General features: G+C 60.4%; 16 protein-coding genes. 8 read left to right on the plus strand and 8 right to left on the minus strand.

Going from position 1 to position 18,268, the window contains the following annotated elements; translation table 11 throughout:
- Positions 1–350: 350 nt before the first annotated feature.
- A complete protein-coding gene (yjbD, locus tag ACVDHI_RS18585) occupies positions 351–635 on the minus strand; it encodes a DUF3811 domain-containing protein (protein ID WP_042879473.1) in 285 nt (94 codons plus the stop codon).
- Positions 636–931: 296 nt separating this feature from the next.
- Between yjbD and ACVDHI_RS18590 the strand changes: the two genes are divergently transcribed.
- Positions 932–1,054, plus strand: a complete 123-nt coding sequence (locus ACVDHI_RS18590; RefSeq protein WP_010675895.1) for a hypothetical protein — start codon at positions 932–934, stop codon at positions 1,052–1,054.
- Positions 1,055–1,100: 46 nt separating this feature from the next.
- On the opposite strand, the gene ACVDHI_RS18595 is transcribed toward ACVDHI_RS18590, so the two are convergent.
- A complete protein-coding gene (locus ACVDHI_RS18595) occupies positions 1,101–1,871 on the minus strand; it encodes a substrate-binding periplasmic protein (RefSeq protein WP_041214049.1) in 771 nt (256 codons plus the stop codon).
- A 161-nt stretch (positions 1,872–2,032) separates the two neighbouring features.
- The gene (locus tag ACVDHI_RS18600) at positions 2,033–2,602 is read right to left on the minus strand and encodes a single-stranded DNA-binding protein (RefSeq protein ID WP_010674212.1); all 570 of its coding nucleotides are present in this window, start codon (positions 2,600–2,602) and stop codon (positions 2,033–2,035) included.
- 518 nt (positions 2,603–3,120) lie between these two features.
- On the opposite strand from ACVDHI_RS18600, the gene ACVDHI_RS18605 reads away from it, so the two are divergent.
- Positions 3,121–3,759 carry a LuxR C-terminal-related transcriptional regulator gene (locus tag ACVDHI_RS18605; RefSeq protein ID WP_010674213.1) on the plus strand — a complete coding sequence of 213 codons (639 nt, stop codon included), beginning with the start codon at positions 3,121–3,123 and terminating at the stop codon, positions 3,757–3,759.
- 92 nt (positions 3,760–3,851) lie between these two features.
- Positions 3,852–6,680, plus strand: a complete 2,829-nt coding sequence (gene uvrA, locus ACVDHI_RS18610; RefSeq protein WP_447212393.1) for an excinuclease ABC subunit UvrA — start codon at positions 3,852–3,854, stop codon at positions 6,678–6,680.
- Positions 6,681–6,796: 116 nt separating this feature from the next.
- On the opposite strand, the gene ACVDHI_RS18615 is transcribed toward uvrA, so the two are convergent.
- The gene (locus ACVDHI_RS18615) at positions 6,797–6,922 is read right to left on the minus strand and encodes a hypothetical protein (protein WP_010674215.1); all 126 of its coding nucleotides are present in this window, start codon (positions 6,920–6,922) and stop codon (positions 6,797–6,799) included.
- A gap of 325 nt (positions 6,923–7,247) precedes the next feature.
- On the opposite strand from ACVDHI_RS18615, the gene ACVDHI_RS18620 reads away from it, so the two are divergent.
- From ACVDHI_RS18620 to ACVDHI_RS18630, 3 genes are all read left to right on the plus strand, one after another.
- Positions 7,248–7,859: an OmpW family outer membrane protein gene (locus tag ACVDHI_RS18620; protein WP_010674216.1), complete on the plus strand. Its 612-nt coding sequence runs from the start codon at positions 7,248–7,250 to the stop codon at positions 7,857–7,859.
- Between the two features lie 196 nt (positions 7,860–8,055).
- Positions 8,056–10,035: a methyl-accepting chemotaxis protein gene (locus ACVDHI_RS18625; protein WP_069785091.1), complete on the plus strand. Its 1,980-nt coding sequence runs from the start codon at positions 8,056–8,058 to the stop codon at positions 10,033–10,035.
- 8 nt (positions 10,036–10,043) lie between these two features.
- On the plus strand, positions 10,044–11,507 hold the full coding sequence (locus ACVDHI_RS18630; RefSeq protein WP_447212394.1) for an extracellular solute-binding protein: 1,464 nt from the start codon (positions 10,044–10,046) through the stop codon (positions 11,505–11,507).
- A 60-nt stretch (positions 11,508–11,567) separates the two neighbouring features.
- On the opposite strand, the gene ACVDHI_RS18635 is transcribed toward ACVDHI_RS18630, so the two are convergent.
- A complete protein-coding gene (locus tag ACVDHI_RS18635) occupies positions 11,568–12,359 on the minus strand; it encodes a GNAT family N-acetyltransferase (protein ID WP_323880811.1) in 792 nt (263 codons plus the stop codon).
- 327 nt (positions 12,360–12,686) lie between these two features.
- Here ACVDHI_RS18635 and metF point away from each other — a divergent pair, with 327 nt between their 5' ends.
- Positions 12,687–13,583, plus strand: coding sequence for a methylenetetrahydrofolate reductase (gene metF / locus ACVDHI_RS18640; RefSeq protein ID WP_010674220.1), 897 nt, complete (start codon positions 12,687–12,689; stop codon positions 13,581–13,583).
- A 63-nt stretch (positions 13,584–13,646) separates the two neighbouring features.
- Here the strand turns inward: metF and ACVDHI_RS18645 are convergent, their stop codons facing one another.
- Both ACVDHI_RS18645 and ACVDHI_RS18650 read right to left on the minus strand, forming a co-directional pair.
- The gene (locus tag ACVDHI_RS18645; RefSeq protein WP_324063264.1) at positions 13,647–14,711 is read right to left on the minus strand and encodes a DUF3103 family protein; all 1,065 of its coding nucleotides are present in this window, start codon (positions 14,709–14,711) and stop codon (positions 13,647–13,649) included.
- Between the two features lie 147 nt (positions 14,712–14,858).
- A complete protein-coding gene (locus ACVDHI_RS18650) occupies positions 14,859–16,010 on the minus strand; it encodes a benzoate/H(+) symporter BenE family transporter (RefSeq protein ID WP_324063261.1) in 1,152 nt (383 codons plus the stop codon).
- Positions 16,011–16,123: 113 nt separating this feature from the next.
- Here ACVDHI_RS18650 and ACVDHI_RS18655 point away from each other — a divergent pair, with 113 nt between their 5' ends.
- The gene (locus tag ACVDHI_RS18655) at positions 16,124–16,696 is read left to right on the plus strand and encodes a helix-turn-helix domain-containing protein (RefSeq protein ID WP_182976272.1); all 573 of its coding nucleotides are present in this window, start codon (positions 16,124–16,126) and stop codon (positions 16,694–16,696) included.
- Here the strand turns inward: ACVDHI_RS18655 and ACVDHI_RS18660 are convergent, their stop codons facing one another.
- On the minus strand, positions 16,697–17,893 hold the full coding sequence (locus tag ACVDHI_RS18660) for an NnrS family protein (protein ID WP_279987427.1): 1,197 nt from the start codon (positions 17,891–17,893) through the stop codon (positions 16,697–16,699).
- Positions 17,894–18,268: the final 375 nt, after the last annotated feature.

The raw sequence follows: 18,268 nt of genomic DNA on the forward strand, positions 1-18,268 counted from the left end.
GGCAATCCATGATTTTTCGTCAGAAATACGTATGGGGAGCACTAAAGAAGGAGAATTATCTGGCAAGAATTATCGGGGATAACTGCCTGCACAAATCACTGCTTTAAGATGACTGCCTAACATAATCAGGTCTGAACTACCGAACCATCGAAAACGATTAGAACACGCACACCCTGTCATGGCAATCTTTATCTTGGTATTCGTTTCAGTCAGTGATGGCTGGATAGGCGTTTTATCCGGGTGTGCATCAGCTGGCAGGGGCCTCCTGCTGCCCTTTTCAGCGTAATGACATCACGCTCTGCCAGCCGCTTTTTTTTCAGCAGAGTCTTCTGCGTGCATTCATGCTGCCGTTACCGTCTGCCACGGTATTTGTTGCTGACGGAATCGGACCAGTTGAAGGTGTCGGGCAGTACTTGGGCACTGGCTCGCTCCTTGGCTTTCTCCCGCGCCAGTGCGGATGCCGCCTTGGCGGCCTGGGCGCGATCGGCGGCGATCTTCTGGCGTCCTGCCTCGCGGATCTTGTTGCGCTCCCCGTTGGTCAGGGTGTGATCGGCATTGGCCTGGGCCTTTTGCACCAGCAGGGCAATTTCGGCTTTCTCGGCCTCGGTCAGATCCTTCATTTCCAGCTTCTTCATGACGCGCTCCTGCGATCGTTGAATGCCCACCCTAACACACATCCACCGGAGACAGGCTGACCATCCGTCCCCGGATGCCAAAAGTGTCGCCCGGTCGTCATTTCCGAGGGGAGCACGCGACGGGAACGCCTGGCTGACAGGCGTTGCCGGTAGGCTGGATCCCGGCGGAAGATTGGGAGTATGCTGAGGCCAGTGCGATCCCCGATCGTCACTGTTGGCGTACTGAAATCCACGATTCGGCTGACATGCTGGAACACCCGTTCCAACTGTCCAGGTAACCTTTTTGGAGTCTGATGATGAGCAACAAAGAACAGCATCACGGCAAAGATGCCAAGAAAAAACCGCAGATGTCACTGAAAGAGAAACGCGAAGCCAAACGTCAGAAAGCAGAGCTGAAAAACGGCAGCGCGATGAAGTAACGCTCCATCCACTGCGGCTCCCCGGAGCCGGTATCAAGCCAGTCCATCATGGGCTGGCTTTTTTGTCTCCGGCAGTAGAGGTGGTGCCATAGGCGGCAAAGATCCGCTCATAGCGCCCGTCCGCCTTCATCTTGGCGAGCTGTCTGTCGAACCATTGCCGGTGGCCCGCCTCGCGAAAGGCGAAGTGGTAGTGAGTCGGGGGGAAGAGGTCGTGCTGTCTGACCTTGTCCTTGGGATAGCGGTCGCCCTCCTGGTCATCCCCGAGCAACTGAGCCAGATAGTAGTAGAACACCCGCTGTTCCAGGATCACGGCATCGGTGCGCCCGAGCAGGAGCCGCTGTACCTGTCCCTCCTGCCTCGCCACCTCTTCATAACGGGGATTCTGGTCGACGATGTCGGAGAAGGTCGTTCCCAGGATCTGTCGTGCACGCTGGAAAGCACTGACTCGCAGGGTCTGCAAATCCTTCATGGTGTGGACTGCCGTCGGCGCCAGGGTAAAGACCCGGTTGTGGAAGGTGATCACCGGCTGTGAGAGGTAGGCACTTTCCAGCATGCCGGGTTTGACGTTGATGATGGCGTCCAGCTTGCCTTCCTCCAGCATCCTGAAGGTGCGCTCCAGGGGAAGATAAACGACCTGCAGCTCATGGGGGCTGCCTGCGAAGGCCTCTCGCATGAGATCGAGTTCGATGCCCCTGTCTTCGTGGCTGATGACATAGGGAGGAATGGCAAAGCTGACTCCCACCCGCAGCGGCTCCGCGGCAAGGTGGCCGCCGAACATCAACAGGGCGAGGCACAGCAGACGACTCAAGTGGTTCATGCAGGTTCCCGAAGGGAGAAATCGTCTCGATGATAGCCACAAGCCTGGACGAAGGGGACGTAAAGCGCGGGAAAGTGGCAGCAACATGGTCGTCGGGGGAGGTGAATGCGTCAGAAACAGGTAAAAAAAGGCCCTGATGAATCAGGGCCTGCCGCAGGGGATCAGAACGGAATATCGTCGTCGAAATCCATCGGCGGTTCGTTGTAGACCGGCGGGGCAGATTGTGGCTGCTGGGCCGGACGGCCGTAACCGCCTTGCGGTTGCATGTTCTGCTGCGGGGCAGCAGGACGTTGCATGTTCTGTTGCGGTGCAGCCTGTTGCGGCTGGCCCCAGTTGCCCTGGGATGACTGGCCGCCCATGCCCTGGCCACCGCCCTGCGGACGGCCACCCAGCATCTGCATCACACCGGTGAAGCTGTCGACCAGCACCTCGGTGGTGTAGCGCTCCTGGCCGCTCTGATCCTGCCATTTACGGGTCTGGAGCTTGCCTTCCACATAGACCTGGGAGCCCTTCTTCAGGTACTCGCCGGCCACTTCGGCCAGCTTGCCCATGAAGACGACACGGTGCCATTCAGTGCGCTCTTTCTGCTCACCGGTCTGCTTGTCGCGCCAGGTATCGGAGGTGGCCAGGGTGATGTTAGTCACGGCACCGCCGCTCGGCATGTAGCGCACTTCCGGGTCTTGCCCCAGGTTACCGATCAGAATGACTTTGTTGATGCCTCGACTGGCCATAATCTCTCTTCCACCCTTATGTATACCGGCCAGGCCAGATGCCTGGGCCCATTCAATAATGCGTTTGTTTGCAACGAGATGCGCGCCCTGGACGGGTGTCATCTCTCTATCAGTGTCCTGGCTGCGCCGGAGCTTGCCGGCAGAGGCGTCATGGATCGGCCGCAGCGTTTGGCCGCCATAGTACCAGTTGACGGGCATGAGCGCACATCTTCCCTGCCACTGTGGCGTCAATGGATCGCCACAGCCTGAGTAACTTACCCGAGGTAAGGTGTCACCAGCAAGGGGAGGCGGCTGGGGCAGGCTGCGTGAAGAGGGCGGAGCTGTTATGGTGCGCACCGGCACTACTTGACCCCCCAAATGGGGGGGGCGTGCTAGCCAATTGTATTGGCTGGAAAATTGCTGGGCTTCAAAGGAGCCACCGATGCGTCTAATACTTTTTTAATGCTGCAGCCAGGAGGGGGATTGGTACTCTTCCTTGCCAAAAAGCCCCGACTCGAATGTGCAAGGAAGTTCTCTTGATGACGCCCGACTCCCTCCTGGTGCTGATCACCGAAAATAACGCACAAGCCTCCCGTTTCCAGCGTCACCTCAGTGAAGAGCTTGGTCTGCCCATCTTGCTGGTGGGGGAGCTGAATGACCTGCCAGACGTTGCAGAGGGCGCCCCCAAAACCTTGCTGCTGATCGATCTGGACTACCTCAAGTCGACCCAGCAGGAGCTGTGGAGCAATGCCATCTGCCAGCGCTTTGGCGAGGCCAGTGCCGTGTTGCTCAATGCCCCGACCAGCACCAACAAAGAGCTGCTGCTGATGTGGCCCCATACCAGCGGGCTCTTCTTTCGTCAGGACACGCTGGACAGGTTGGTCTTCGGCATCCGCAAGGTGTTGCAGGGGGAGTACTGGATCCCGCGCCACCTGCTGTGCGACCTGGTGGACTACTACCGCAAGGGGAGCGGGCAACCTCAGCGTCAGCAGACGCTGCTGACCGCCCGCGAGCAGGAGATCGTGCGTCACCTGATGACGGGGGCCTCCAACACCGAGATCGCCGACAGCCTGTTCGTGAGCGAACACACCGTCAAATCCCATCTCTACAACGTCTTCAAGAAGCTGAACGTCAAGAACCGGTTGCAGGCGGTGAGCTGGGCCAAGGAGTATCTCTGAGGAAGGGGCACGGAAGGAAAGACTGTCTATTCATCCAGTAGTCTCTATGCCATACTGGCCCGCTCTGGTTCCCGTATCGAGCGCGCAACAAGATGGAAAAAATCGTGATCCGGGGTGCCCGCACCCACAACCTCAAGAACATCAACCTGATCCTGCCACGTGACAAGCTGATCGTGGTCACCGGCCTGTCCGGTTCGGGCAAATCCTCCCTGGCGTTCGATACCCTCTATGCCGAGGGGCAGCGCCGCTATGTGGAGTCGCTCTCCGCCTATGCCCGCCAGTTCCTCTCCCTGATGGAGAAGCCGGACGTGGACCACATCGAGGGGCTGTCGCCTGCCATCTCCATCGAGCAGAAGTCCACCTCCCACAACCCGCGCTCGACCGTCGGCACCATCACCGAGATTTACGACTACCTGCGGCTGCTGTTCGCCCGGGTCGGCGAGCCACGCTGCCCGACCCACGCGATTCCGCTCGCGGCCCAGACCATCAGCCAGATGGTGGATCAGGTGCTGGCCCAGCCCGAAGGCGCCAAGCTGATGCTGCTGGCCCCCGTGGTGCGCAACCGCAAGGGGGAGCACACCAAGCTGCTGGAGAACCTGGCGGCCCAGGGTTACATCCGCGCCCGCATCGACGGCGAGGTGTGCGATCTGTCGGATCCTCCCGCCCTGGAGCTGCACAAGAAGCACACCATCGAGGTGGTGGTGGACAGATTCAAGGTGCGCGATGACCTGGCCCTGCGCCTGGCCGAATCGTTCGAAACGGCGCTGACTCTCTCCGGCGGCATCGTGCTGGTGGTGCCGATGGACGGGGAGGATGGGGTTGCCCCCATGACCTTCTCCGCCAACTTCGCCTGCCCCGAGTGCGGTTACTCCATGTCGGAGCTGGAGCCCCGGATCTTCTCCTTCAACAACCCGGCGGGGGCCTGCCCCACCTGTGACGGACTCGGGGTGCAGCAGTATTTCGATCCCGCCAAGCTCATCCATGATCCCGGCCAGAGCCTGGCCGGCGGCGCCATCCGTGGTTGGGACAAGCGCAGCTTCTACTACTTCCAGATGCTCAAATCCCTGGCCGATCACTACAAGTTCGACCTGGAGACCCCCTGGGAGGATCTGCCGCTCAAGACCCAGGAGGTGATCCTGCGCGGCTCCGGGCGCACCGAGATCGAGTTCCGCTACATGAATGACCGCGGCGACGTGGTGGTGCGCAAGCACCCGTTCGAGGGGATCCTGCACAACATGGAGCGCCGCTACCGGGAGACCGAATCCAACGCGGTGCGGGAAGAGCTGGCCAAATACATCGCCAACAAGTCCTGTACCAGTTGCGGTGGCAGCCGACTGCGGGAAGAAGCCCGCCACGTCTTCGTGGACAATCGCAACCTGCCCGCCATCGCCGAGCAATCCATCGGCGATGCCCTGGCCTTCTTCGAAGGGTTGAACCTGTCCGGTCAGCGTGCCCAGATAGCGGACAAGATCCTCAAGGAGATCGTCGAGCGGCTCGGCTTCCTGGTGAACGTCGGCCTCAACTATCTGAGCCTGTCGCGCAGTGCAGAGACCCTCTCCGGTGGCGAGGCGCAGCGCATCCGGTTGGCGAGCCAGATCGGGGCTGGCCTGGTGGGGGTCATGTACGTGCTGGACGAGCCCTCCATCGGTCTGCATCAGCGTGACAACGAGCGGCTGCTCAAGACCCTGACTCACCTGCGTGATCTCGGCAACACCGTGATCGTGGTGGAGCACGATGAGGATGCCATTCGCCTCGCCGACCATGTGCTCGACATCGGCCCGGGGGCCGGCGTGCACGGCGGTGCCATCGTCGCCCAGGGGACGCCGGAGGAGATCATCGCGAACCCCGAGTCCCTGACCGGTGACTACCTCTCCGGGCGCAAGCAGATCGCCATCCCGGCCGAGCGCACCCCGCTCACCGGCAAGTGGCTGAAATTGAAAGGGGCTAGCGGCAACAACCTGCGCAACGTCAACCTGGATCTGCCCATCGGAGTGATGACCTGCGTCACCGGCGTCTCCGGTTCCGGCAAGTCGACCCTGATCAACGACACCCTGTTCCGCATCGCCCACCGCGAGCTGAACAAGGCCACCGAGTCCACCCCGGCTCCCTATCGCAGCGTCGAGGGGCTGGAGCATCTGGACAAGGTGGTGGATATCGACCAGAGCCCCATCGGCCGCACCCCGCGCTCCAACCCGGCCACCTACACCGGCCTGTTCACCCCGATCCGCGAGCTGCTCTCCGGCACCCAGGAGGCGCGTTCCCGTGGCTACCAGCCGGGCCGCTTCTCCTTCAACGTGAAGGGTGGGCGCTGCGAGGCGTGCCAGGGGGACGGGGTCATCAAGGTGGAGATGCACTTCCTGCCGGACGTCTACGTGCCGTGCGACATCTGCAAGGGCAAGCGCTACAACCGCGAGACCCTGGAGGTGAAGTACAAGGGCAAGAACATCCACGAAATCCTCGAGATGACGGTGGAAGATGCCCGTGCCTTCTTCGATCCGGTGCCAGCGGTGGCGCGCAAGCTGCAGACCCTGATGGACGTGGGCCTCTCCTACATCCGGCTCGGTCAGTCCGCCACCACGCTCTCTGGCGGCGAGGCGCAGCGGGTCAAGCTGGCGCGGGAGCTCTCCAAGCGGGACACCGGCCAGACCCTCTATATTCTGGATGAGCCGACCACCGGGTTGCACTTCCACGATATCCAGCAGTTGCTCAAGGTACTGCACCAACTGCGGGATCGGGGCAACACCATCGTCATCATCGAGCACAACCTGGACGTCATCAAAACCGCGGACTGGATCGTTGATCTGGGCCCGGAAGGGGGCGCTGGTGGTGGCCGTATTCTGGTGACGGGTACGCCTGAGGAGATGAGCCGTTGCAAGGAGTCCCACACGGCGCGCTTCCTCGCTCCTCTACTGGGGAAATAAGCGTCACTCGAGAAAAAGGGGCCAAGGCCCCTTTTTTGTTGGCCGGTGGGCGAGGTGCGCCGGTCTGGCGCCCGGCCAGGGATGAGAGGGAGAAAAGAGGGACTCGTCCGGCAGACTCAGTGTGTCAGCATCAGGAAGGCGAGGGCGAACAGGAAACCCAGCAGAATGAAGAGGAAGGAACCTATCCCCCAGATGGCGGCAAGAATGCCGAGAATTTTGTCTTTGCGTGTCTGTGGCTTCATAAAATTCAAATTACAGCATGGTTACATCGCATTAATAAAATACGCCCCGTGGCATAATTAAACAACAATTGAAAGGTGATATGAAGGTGTTTAAGGTGTATTTAATTGGTATTTTACGTTTCATGATGATGCGGTAATTTAAGGCATCGTCATGTATTTGAATGACTTTTTATTTTCATCTGCGGTTTGACTGCCCAATCAAAGCTGCCGTGTACATCTATCTATTTCTTGATAACTATTGAGCTAAATCAATAACCGGCCATTCACATCCTTTTATAGTTTTCGGGCTTGCAACATAGAAAGAAAACAAAAAAGGAATAATGTGATGAAAAAGATCCTTCCTCTGTTAATCGCAGCCGCTTTTGCTTCCCCCGTCGCCATGGCACATCAGGCCGGTGACATCCTGGTCCGTGGTGGCCTGGCGTTCGTCTCTCCCCAGACCAGCAGTGACAACGTGCTGGGGACGGGCGAGCTGGAGATCGACAGCAACATGCAGCTTGGCCTGACCCTCTCCTACATGTTGACGGACAACTGGGGTGTCGAGCTGCTGGCCGCGACCCCCTTCTCCCACTCGGTGTCGACTGCCGGCCTGGGTGAGGTCGCCAAGGTCAAACACCTGCCGCCGACCCTGATGGCGCAGTACTACTTCGGTGATGCCAACAGCAAGGTGCGCCCCTATGTGGGGGCCGGTATCAACTACACCACCTTCTTCGACGAGGAAGGGCGCGGTGCCCTGGCGGGGACGGATGTGAGCGTGGACTCCTCCTGGGGGATGGCGGGTCAGGTGGGCCTGGACATGGCGATCAATGACCGCTGGTTCGTCAACGCCTCTGCTTGGCTCATCGACATCGATACCGATGTGCATACCGCCGTGGGCACCATCAACACCTCCATCGATCCGGTGGCCTTCATGTTCGGCGTCGGTTACCGCTTCTGATGACAAACGTGGCCGGTGCACGGCCATGACAACAAGCATGTCTCTTTGGCCCGGCTCTGTTCGGGCCCTTTTCTGCCTGCCATGTCACGCCAACTGTGATCTGGCCCGCCATCGCGTCACGAACCGCTATTCCATTGCATCCCGCTGCCGATAACCTCGGCATTCACCCCTTTCCCCAACGAGTGAGGATGCCTCCATGGGTTTATCTATTGTGCAGCGGATCATCGCCGGCTTCGTGCTGATGCTGTTGTTGCTGGTTCTGCTCGGCTTCATCAGTATCTTGAAGATCCGGGGGATCAACGAGGGGCTTTCCCAGGTTTCTGATCGTGCCACCCCCCTGGTGATCGCGGTCGCCGGGCTCAAGGGCGCACTGCAGGACAGCAACCGCTGGGTGCTCACCTACAGAACCAGCGAGGAGGCGGCCCAGTTGCCGCAACTGGCCAGCCAGTTCAAGGCGCAGCAGGAGCGTTTCCTGGCCCAGAGCAAGGAGATGGCCCGGTTTGACGGGGTGGCGGAGGCGAGCGAGCGGTTCCGCCAGGTCGACGGGGCGACCCGCGAGTTCTACGGGTTGGCGGATCAGGTGCTGACCCAGCACGGTCAGTGGGTGGCCGCACTCGATCGGCGCCATGAACTGGAGCTGGCGTTCATCCGGCTGGAAGATACCTACCAGTGGGCCGCCGATCTGTTGCTGCAGCAGACCGCGAGCAAACGCTCCATGCGCAACAAGGCCGAACTCATCACCTCCGGCATTGCCCGGGATCTGAAAAACATCCGCCGGGCCGATGCCAAGACCGATCTCAATGAATTGGAGAAGGTGCTCGGCAAGGATATCGAGATGGCACGCAAACGGCTCGAACGGGTGCAGGTGCCCGATGACGTGAGGCAGCGTTTCATCGTCAACCTCGATCGGATGCAGGAGCTGGCCCTCGGCCCGAAAGGGTTGCTGGCGACCATGCGCAATGGCCAGCAACTGGCGGCCTCGCTGCAGTCCCTGAACCAGCAGCTCGACACCAGTCTGGTCAACAGCCTGGCGCTGCTGGACGAGATGGCCAAATCGGCGGGCGGCATTGCCAGCGCGAGCCGGGTCGGGGCGGATGACGCCGTCAGCAGCGCCAGCGCCTGGATCCTGATCGTGTCTGCCATCTCCGCGGCCGCCGCGCTCCTCATCGGTTACACCACGGCCCGCAGCATTCAGCGTCCGCTGCAACTCATCGATCGGGAGCTGGATCGCATGGCCACGGGTGACATGACCCGGCGCATCGACTACCAGAGCCGCTGCGAGTTTGGCAGCCTGACCCGCTCCATCAATACCCTGGCAGACAAGACCGGCGAGCTGCTCGCCCAGATCAATGCCGGCTCGCGCCATCTGGTGGACGAGGCGAGCCGCGCCGCCGAGATAAGCGAGCGGGCCATGTCACGGGTGCAGGATCAGAAGAGCCAGACCGATCAGGTGGCTGCCGCCATCACCGAGCTGGAGGTGAGTGCGACCGAGGTGGCGCGCTCCACCGACGGCACCAAGCGTGAGGTGGACCTGGCGGACGAAGAGGCCCGCGCCGGACGCAAACAGGTGGCGACTACGCGCCAGATCACCGAACAACTGGCGGGTGCCATGGAAGAGGCGGTCGGCATCACCCACAAGCTGGGGGAATTCAGCGACAACATCGGCAGCATCCTCGACGTGATCCGCAGCATCGCCGAGCAGACCAACCTGCTGGCGCTGAACGCGGCCATCGAGGCGGCCCGGGCGGGGGACGCCGGTCGCGGCTTCGCGGTGGTGGCGGACGAGGTGCGGGCACTGGCGAACCGGACCCAGACCTCGACCGAGGAGATCCAGGCCATGATCGAGAACCTGCAAAGTTCCAGCAAGCACGTGGTGGCCGTGATGGCACGCAGCCAGGAGCAGACCCAGGATTGCGTGGCCCAGACCCGGGTGATGGACGAGGCGCTGCAATCCATTGCCGAGCGGATGAGTGCCATCAAGGCGATGGCGGATCAGGTGGCTCATGCCGCCCAGGAACAGATCTCCGTGAGTCAGGGGGTTGCCCGTCATGTCGCCGGCATTGCGGATGTGGCTTACGAGACCGAGCGGGAGGCACGGGAATCGGCCAGCAGCAGTGAGGTGCTGGCGGATCTGGTCGCCAAGCAGCAGCAATTGATCGCCCATTTCAAGGTATAGGAGGACTTATGGCTAACAAGTGGATCGGGGCCCTGAGTCTCCTGTTGTGTGGCCAGCTGATGGCCAGCGAGCTGGTGATAGAGAGCTGGCGCATAGATGACAAGGCCTTGTGGGAACAGAAGATCATTCCTGCTTTCGAGGCCGCCCACCCGGGTATTCAGGTGAAATTCAACGGGGTGCAGAACGTCGAGTACATGCCGACCCTCTGGGCCAGCCTCAAGGCGGGCAAGGCGGGGGATCTCATCACCTGCCGCCCGTTTGACGACTCCCTGGCCCTGTTCAAGGCGGGCCATCTGGTGGAGCTGAGCGAGATGGCGGGGATGGAGAACTTCCCGAGCTTTGCCCAATCCCCCTGGCAGACCGACAGTGGCGCCCAGACTTTCTGCGTACCCATGGCATCGGTGATTCACGGCTTCTTCTACAACAAGAAGATATTCAGTGAGCTGGGGCTGACGGTACCCCAGACCCGCGAGGCATTCTTCGCGGCCCTGGACAAGGTGAAGGCGGATGGTCGCTATGTTCCCCTCGCCGTGAGCGGCTCGGAGAGCTGGGTTGCCTCCGAGCTCGGTTTCCAGAACATAGGCCCCAACTACTGGAAGGGGGAGGATGGTCGATTGGCGCTGATCGGGGGCCAGGAGCGCTTCAACAACCCGCAATACGTCAAGGTGTTCGAGGAGCTGGCCCGCTGGCGTGACTACCTGGGGAAGGGGGGCGAGAGCCGCGACTACGCCACCACCAACGAGCTGTTCACCTCGGGTAAGGCTGCCTTCTATGCAGCGGGATCCTGGGAGATCGCCCCCTTCACCGGCAAGGTGGACTTCGGTGTCATGCGCCCGCCCGTGGCAAAGCAGGGGGATGGCTGTTTCTTCACCGATCACACCGACATCGGTATGGGGATGAATCCGGCCAGCAAGAACAAGGAGGCCGCCATGACCTTCCTGCAGTGGCTGACCACTCCCCAGTTTGCCGAGCTCTATACCAACTCGCTGCCCGGCTTCTTCTCGCTCTCCAACCACTTCTTTGAAGCCACCAATCCGGCGGCCAGAGAGATGATGGAGTGGCGGGATCAGTGCGATTCCACCATCCGGGTTGCCACCCAGATCCTCTCCCGCGGCACTCCCAAGCTCGGGGATGAACTGGCCGAGGTGAGCCAGCAGGTATTGCTGGGAACCGTGGCACCCAAGGCGGCGGCCGATCGCCTGGAACAGGGGTTGAAAGGGTGGTATGCCCCCCATCAGGGCAACCAGGGCAAGGGACAGGAGTGTCAGTGTGAGGCGAGCGTGCCTGCCGTCCCTGTGTCGGGTGCCATCGGGACCGAGCCTGCTGCACCTGTGGTGCCGGATGGACAAGCGCCCTCCGGAGCAAGCGCGACCCAGCCTCCGTCAGAACCGGTGTCCGGAGCCGTCGCTCCAGCGCCTCCTGCCGAAGTGGAGGAGGCGCTCGCCAGTGAACTGGAGGGGGCACAACCCTGATGGTTCACCATGAAGAACGGGAGGCCTTGGCCTCCCGTTTTGCATCTGCATGATGACCTGTCATTCCCGTGGCCAGCGGCACAGGCTGCCGATACGGGCCACCGGCACGAAACCCAGAGCGCGATAGACCCGCTGGGCGTGATAGTGCTCGTCTGCCACTATGATGAGCGAACTGGCCTGTGCCAGTCCCTGGCGTGCGACCTGGCTCAGCAACAGACGACAGAGCCCCCGGTTTCGCCACTCTGCGTGCGTGCGCACCAGTTGAAAGCGTCCCAGGGTGCCGGTGAAGAAGAGTCCGCAGCTGGCAACCAGTTGATCCTGGTGCCATAACCCCCACCACTGTCCGAGCCCGTCATCGATCATGGCCTGATAGAGCTGGCGGCGTGACAAGAGATAGGGAAGATAGCGCTCCTCCGAATGGGCGGGATCCCGCTCTGCCAGCTCGAAGGCGAGCCACTGATCCCAGTCCGTCGCGGTGAACGGGCGAGCCGGGGCCAGGTCGCTGCCGGTGGGGGCTTGCCACTCCATTGCACTCAGCGCCAGTACCACGCACTCCATGTATTGGTATCCCGCCGCCACGAATCCGGCGACCCGGCTGTTCTGGCCTGCGGCGAGGGGCCACTGGAAGGTACGGTGGCGGATACGGGGATCCCAGCCAATCAGCCTGTCGAAACTGGCCTCGAGCCAGCCCTTGTCACGATCGCTTGGGGGGGTGGGCAGCAACAGGTAGTTGCCGAAGTAGTAGTCTGGAGAGCCCGGGGTGCGCACGGTCCAGAACGCATCATGATCCGTCACCTCGCCCTGATAGCGATCGAACAGCAGATCGGTGGCAAAACCGGGGTGATCTTCCATGATGGGGCTCCTGCAAACGCTTGAATTGCTTATCGGCAGGCGGGGAAAGAAGTTAAAAAAAGGCCGGGAAACCCGGCCAAACAATCACACGCAGATTCAGAACGTCCAGGACGATCCGCCCGCATCATAGCGTGCCTGACAGCATTTTGGGATGGGGTCGCTCATTACTTAGGTTGAATTGCAAAATAAAAAAATCGGCAATCCCCCTTGTCGCTGACAAATCGGTATTGACTTTGATCCGTTTTCTCATAAAGATAGAAAGACGTTTAGACGTCCAAACATCCGTTTTGGCGTGAAGGAATGGGTTGCAGGACAGGGAGAGAGCAGATGGGATTTCACAGCGCGCGTCAGGTTGAGGCACTCAACCAGAGTTTGGCGGATCTGGGTGGCGACATATCGGTCAGTTTCGAGTTTTTCCCGCCCAACAGCGAAGGGATGGAGAACACCCTCTGGCAGTCCATCGAGCGCCTGCAGGTGCTGGAGCCCAAATTCGTCTCTGTGACCTATGGCGCCAACTCGGGCACCCGGGACCGCACTCACAAGGTGATCAAGGACATCAAGGAGCGTACCGGCCTCATCGCCGCCCCGCACCTGACCTGTATCGACGCCAGCCGTGACGAGCTGCGCACCATTGCCCGTGACTACTGGAACAGCGGCATTCGTCACATCGTGGCCCTGCGCGGAGACTTGCCCCCCGGCCTCGACAAGCCTGATATGTATGCCACCGATCTGGTCGCCCTGCTCAAATCCGAAGCCGATTTCGACATCTCGGTCGCCGCCTATCCGGAAGGCCACCCCGAGGCTCGCAGTGCGCAATCCGACCTGCTCAACCTCAAGCGCAAGATAGATGCCGGTGCCAACCGGGCCATTACCCAGTTCTTCTTCGATGTGGAGACCTATCTGCGTTTTCGGGATCGCTGCGCCGCCATCGGTATCGATGCGGAGATCGTGCCGGGGATACTGCCGGTCTCCAACTACCAGACCCTGGCCAAGTTTGCCGGTTTCACCAACGTGAAGATCCCGCGCTGGATGCACCAGCGTTTCGAAGGGCTGGAAAACGATCAGATGACGCGCAACATGGTGGGAGCCAGCATTGCCATCGACCAAGTGCGTGTGCTGAGTCAGGAAGGGGTGAAGGATTTCCACTTCTATACCCTGAACCGCTCAGAGCTGACCTACGCCATCTGTCACACACTGGGTGTGAGGCCGAAAGGTCAGGCCTGATCCGCGGCTCTGATACAGAAAAGCCAATGAGTCTTCTCATTGGCTTTTTGTTTTGGGCGACAGTCACGGCCGGGTTGGCTGGATCTCCCTGGGCTCGAGATCGATGACTGCATTGCCGGCAGCACCTGGATACTGGTGATAGCTCTGGTCCTGCTCCAGGGTATAGAAGGTGTCGAGGTAGTCGTCGTTGTTGGTCATCCAGGAGTCCGGGAGTGCCTTGACGATACGACCGCCAAGGTCGAGGAAGGGCAGGGCCTCGGGTACGCCACCCGCAGTGAAGCCGAGTTTGAGTGCGTCAATCAGGAGGGCACTCAGCTCCTTGTAATTGACGTTGTCATCCTGCTCCATCATGACCACGTCGACGGCTCCCCAGCGGTAGCGATCCCAATAGACCAGGATCTGGTTGGGGGTGTAGTCGGTGTTGTCGTAGTCGAGATAGGGCATGTCGACGATATCCACCACGGGCTCGTCCCTGCCAGGATTGACCCCGGCCACGACGGCATAGACCTCGGCGGCGCCCAGCAGCCAGGGCTCCTGATCATCGTTGAGCCTGATCTTCTTGAGAATACTGGTCTTGAGGGGGGTGGTGTTGCTGCTGGCACGGGGCGTCACCTGCATGTCTGCGGCAGCCAGCGCCTTTCGCATCACCTTCAGGCCGGCATTCTTGGCTTTGACCGGATCGGCCTCCACCACCAGTACCGGCCGCGCCGGCGGCTGGTTCACATCGAGATAGATCGGGCTGCCGGCGCTGTCGAACGCCTCGATGGCGCTCCAGCTCTTTTCGTCACCACTTGGTATGTAGGCAACCAGTGGCTCCACCCCTTGTTGCAGTGCATCCGCCTGATCCGGATTGGCCAGCCGCAGTTGCATCAGTTCCCTGACCTCGCCATTCAGCCCTTGCCGACTGATGGCCGCCTGGTTGGCATCCCGAGCCTGGCGCTTCAGGCGCGGGCTGGCCTTTGGCAGCAGGTTGGGTAGCGGGCTCTGGTATTCCTGATTGTTCAGGAGCGGCAGCAGGTTCTTCTGCTGCAGCGCGATCTGGCGTGCCAGCTCCCGATCGGTGTCGGCAGCCTGGGCCGTGGTGGCACCCAGCAGTGCCAGTAACAAAATGACAGCCTGATTCCTCATCTTCGTTCTCCAGTATTGAGTCTGACAACGACGCTTGTTGGGAAGGATCTGCGCCGTTTTGTCACTAGAAAGGAATAAGGTTCATATGTGAACGCTCTTCTCAGGATTATGTGCTGCGTCTCACTGGAGTCTCCCCAGATGGTCAGGTCAGGCGCGGAGCCGGTTGACTTGATGCAATGTCACTCCGATCAGCAATCCCCAGCAGGCAGACCCGACCCCGAGCAGGGTGATCCCCGAGGCAGTTACGAGGAAAGTCAGTAGCGCGGCTTCCCGCTCCTCGTCCTGCTGCAAGGCGCTGTGCAAGCTGCTGCCTATGGTGCCGAGCAGCGCCAGCCCGGCCACGCAGGTGACCAGCACCGCAGGGAATGCGCTGAACAGGGCAACCACGGTGGCACCGAAACAGCCTGTGAGCAGGTAGAAACATCCAGCCCACACGGCAGCAGGCCAGCGTCGAGTGACATCGTGATCCACTTCCTTGCCCATGCAGATGGCGGCAGTGATGGCGGCCAGGTTGAAGGCATAGCCGCCAAACGGTGCCAGCAGCACGCCGATGAATCCGGTCCAGCCAATCAGGGAAGAAGTGGCCGGTTGATAGCCGTGGGCGCGAAGGATGGCAATGCCCGGCATGTTTTGCGAGGTCATGGTAACGAGAAAGAGCGGGAGTGCGATGCCGAGCAGGGCGTCGATGGAAAAGGCTGGCGAGATCCAGACCGGGGTGGAAAGTTGCCAGTGAACCTCGTTGAGTTGCAGCTCGCCCCTCAGGGTGCAGAGCAGCATGCCGGCAGCCAGGACCAGCACCATGGTGTAGCGGGGCCAGAGGTGGCGACCCAGCAAGAAAACCAGTAGCAAGGTGCCAAGCAGCAGAGGATCTTGCGGTGCCACCTTGAAGAGATCCAGCCCGAACCTGAGCAAGACTCCGGCCAGCATGGCGGCCGCCAGGGGGGCGGGAATGTGACGCATCAGCCTGTCGAACCAGCCGCTGATACCGCAGAGGGTGATCAGCAGTGAAGAGATGATGAAGGCGCCGATGGCTTCGGCCAGACTGAAGTTCCCCAGGCTGGTGATGAGCAGGGCGGCACCCGGGGTGGACCAGGCCGTCAAGACAGGCACCCGGTAATAGAGAGAGAGGCCGATGCAGCTGACCCCCATGCCGATACCCAGTGTCCATAGCCAGGAAGAGACCTGGGCTGCATCGGCACCGGCGGCCGTGGCGGCCTGGATGATCAAGACGACAGAACTCGTGTAACCCACCAACACGGCGATGAGTCCCGCGACCATGTGGGGGAGGGCTAGGGGCATGGGAAACTTCCTTGTGGATGCTGATAGCTTGTGCGCTATTGCGTACAATGTGGATTCGACTATAACGCTGTGCGTTATGGCGCACAATATGGCTCGAAGAAATCGGAGAATAGATGCAGGAGATGAGTCGCTATCTGGCCCAGCGATTGAAAGGGCTGCGCACTGAAAGAGGATGGAGCCTGGATATGGCCGCCCGTGAAACGGGGGTGAGCAAGGCAATGCTGGGACAGATCGAGCGAGGTGAATCCAGTCCGACGGTGGCAACATTGTGGAAGATTGCCACCGGTTTTCGGGTCTCTTTCTCCAGTTTCATTGAGCCGACGCCAGAGGCTCAGGGAGAGACGGTATACCGTATTGCCGATGATATTCGCCAGCAGCCGGCGGGAGAGGGGATGCAGGTTGCCCCGCTTTTCCCCTATGAGGCCCGCTTTGGTTTCGAGTTGTTTGAACTGACCCTGCTACCTGGCTACCAGCGGGAGTCAGAACCCCATGAACCCGGAGTGACCGAACATGTCATCGTCATCAGCGGTGTGATGGAGGTACTGGTTGACGGGGCGTGGCGTTCCCTCGATCAGGGTGAGGCCGTCCGGTTTGCAGCGGACCGTCCCCATGGCTATCGCAATCTGGGAATCGCTCCCGCCATCTTCCACAATCTGATCCACTATCCGGCCATGGCCACGCGATGATTAGCCGGGGCGGCCATCCGCCCTGGGACTGGTCAGTATGGGGGTATAAACCCAGATGAACAGACCGTAGGCGGCAACCCAGCTCCATCCGCTTAGGTTCCATCCCGTGAGGGTGAGATTTGGCCAAAAGAGGGGGAGCAAGACCCGCAACAGCGCGGACAGGATCACCAGTGCAAATGCCGCCGTTATCCTGCGTCCTATCTGCAGGGCTCTGCCACTGTGTCCGAGGGATACACGGGCTATCATCCCGAGGATCATGGCCCCCATGCTGCCCGCGCTGAACAGATGGCTTGCCAGTGACAAGGCAATCGGCCAGCCAGCCGTGCGTGCCGCCAGGGCGGTCAGCCCCAGTGGGATAAAGAGATAGGCCAGGTGAAGCGACCACAGCAGGGGCTGGGCCACCGTGGTTCCGGGTCGCCAGCGCAGCTGCCTGTAGAGGTGAGCCCCTGCCGCCACTATATATAGAGGGAACATCTGGATGCCGATGACCCACTGGGTCGGGAGTACTAACCAGAGCAGCAGGATGAGCCACAGAGACGCGAGGGCAATGCGCTCCAGCCACGGCAGTGGGAGTGCTTTTTCGGTCCCAGTGGCTCTGGCGGTGAAGAAAGGAATGACACGTCCTCCCATGACGGCAATCAGGGTCGTGAAGAGGAGCACGGTTGCAAGCAGGATATGTTCCACCAATGGCCATTCGGCATGCCACCGCCAGCAAGCGGTATTGAGCAGGGTCAACACGAGAAGCAGGGGAACAAAAAAGAGATTGCGCCACTGGCGCGTCACTATGATGGGTCTGGCGAGAAACCACGTACAGAGGGGCAACCAGGCCAGGTCCATGACCATCAGAGTGACATTGCTTTCTCCAAACCAGGGGAGCAGGCCTCTCGGGATGGCCCACAATCCCACGACCAGTGCCAGCGGCCAACCGCGTACACCTGGGTGAGCGGTCCAGTTCTGGACGGCGGTAAGCAGAAAACCCGCCACTATGGCGGCACCAAAGCCGAACAGCATTTCATGTGCATGCCACCAGATGGGGTTGCTAATCCCGGGCAGAGCGAACCAGCCGTTGAGTTGCCCCAGCCAGCCCAGCATCGCCAAAGCCGAGAACAAGGCGCCGAACAGGAAGAAAGGCCGAAACCCGAGGCGGAACAGAGGAACGATTCTCTCCTCTTTGCGGCTATCCAGGATCTGGTGCATGAATGAAACCTTAATTGAACATTTGAAAAGCCAATTATAAAGTGGCTTTTCAAATGTTCAATTTAAATCCAATGACAGCCCGAAATGGTGATGCGAACGAAATAGAACCGCTTTGCTGTATATCTGAGCGAACGGTTCTTTTCGGTGAAAAAGCCCTTGTCATCACGGCGCGGCTCCCTATAATGCGCCCCTACCAGCACGGCGGAACACGCCAACCTGATGAGCCAGCTTCCTTGGGAAGTTGGCGCCGAAAGAAAAGCGAAAACAACCGCTTGACTTTCGAAGTGAGGAGCGTAAGATGCGCCTCCTCAACGCGATAAGCGTGACGCTCTTTAACAATTTGAATCAAGCAATCTGTGTGGGCACTCACAGCAT

The sequence above is a fragment of the Aeromonas sp. 25-248 genome, assembly GCF_053005425.1.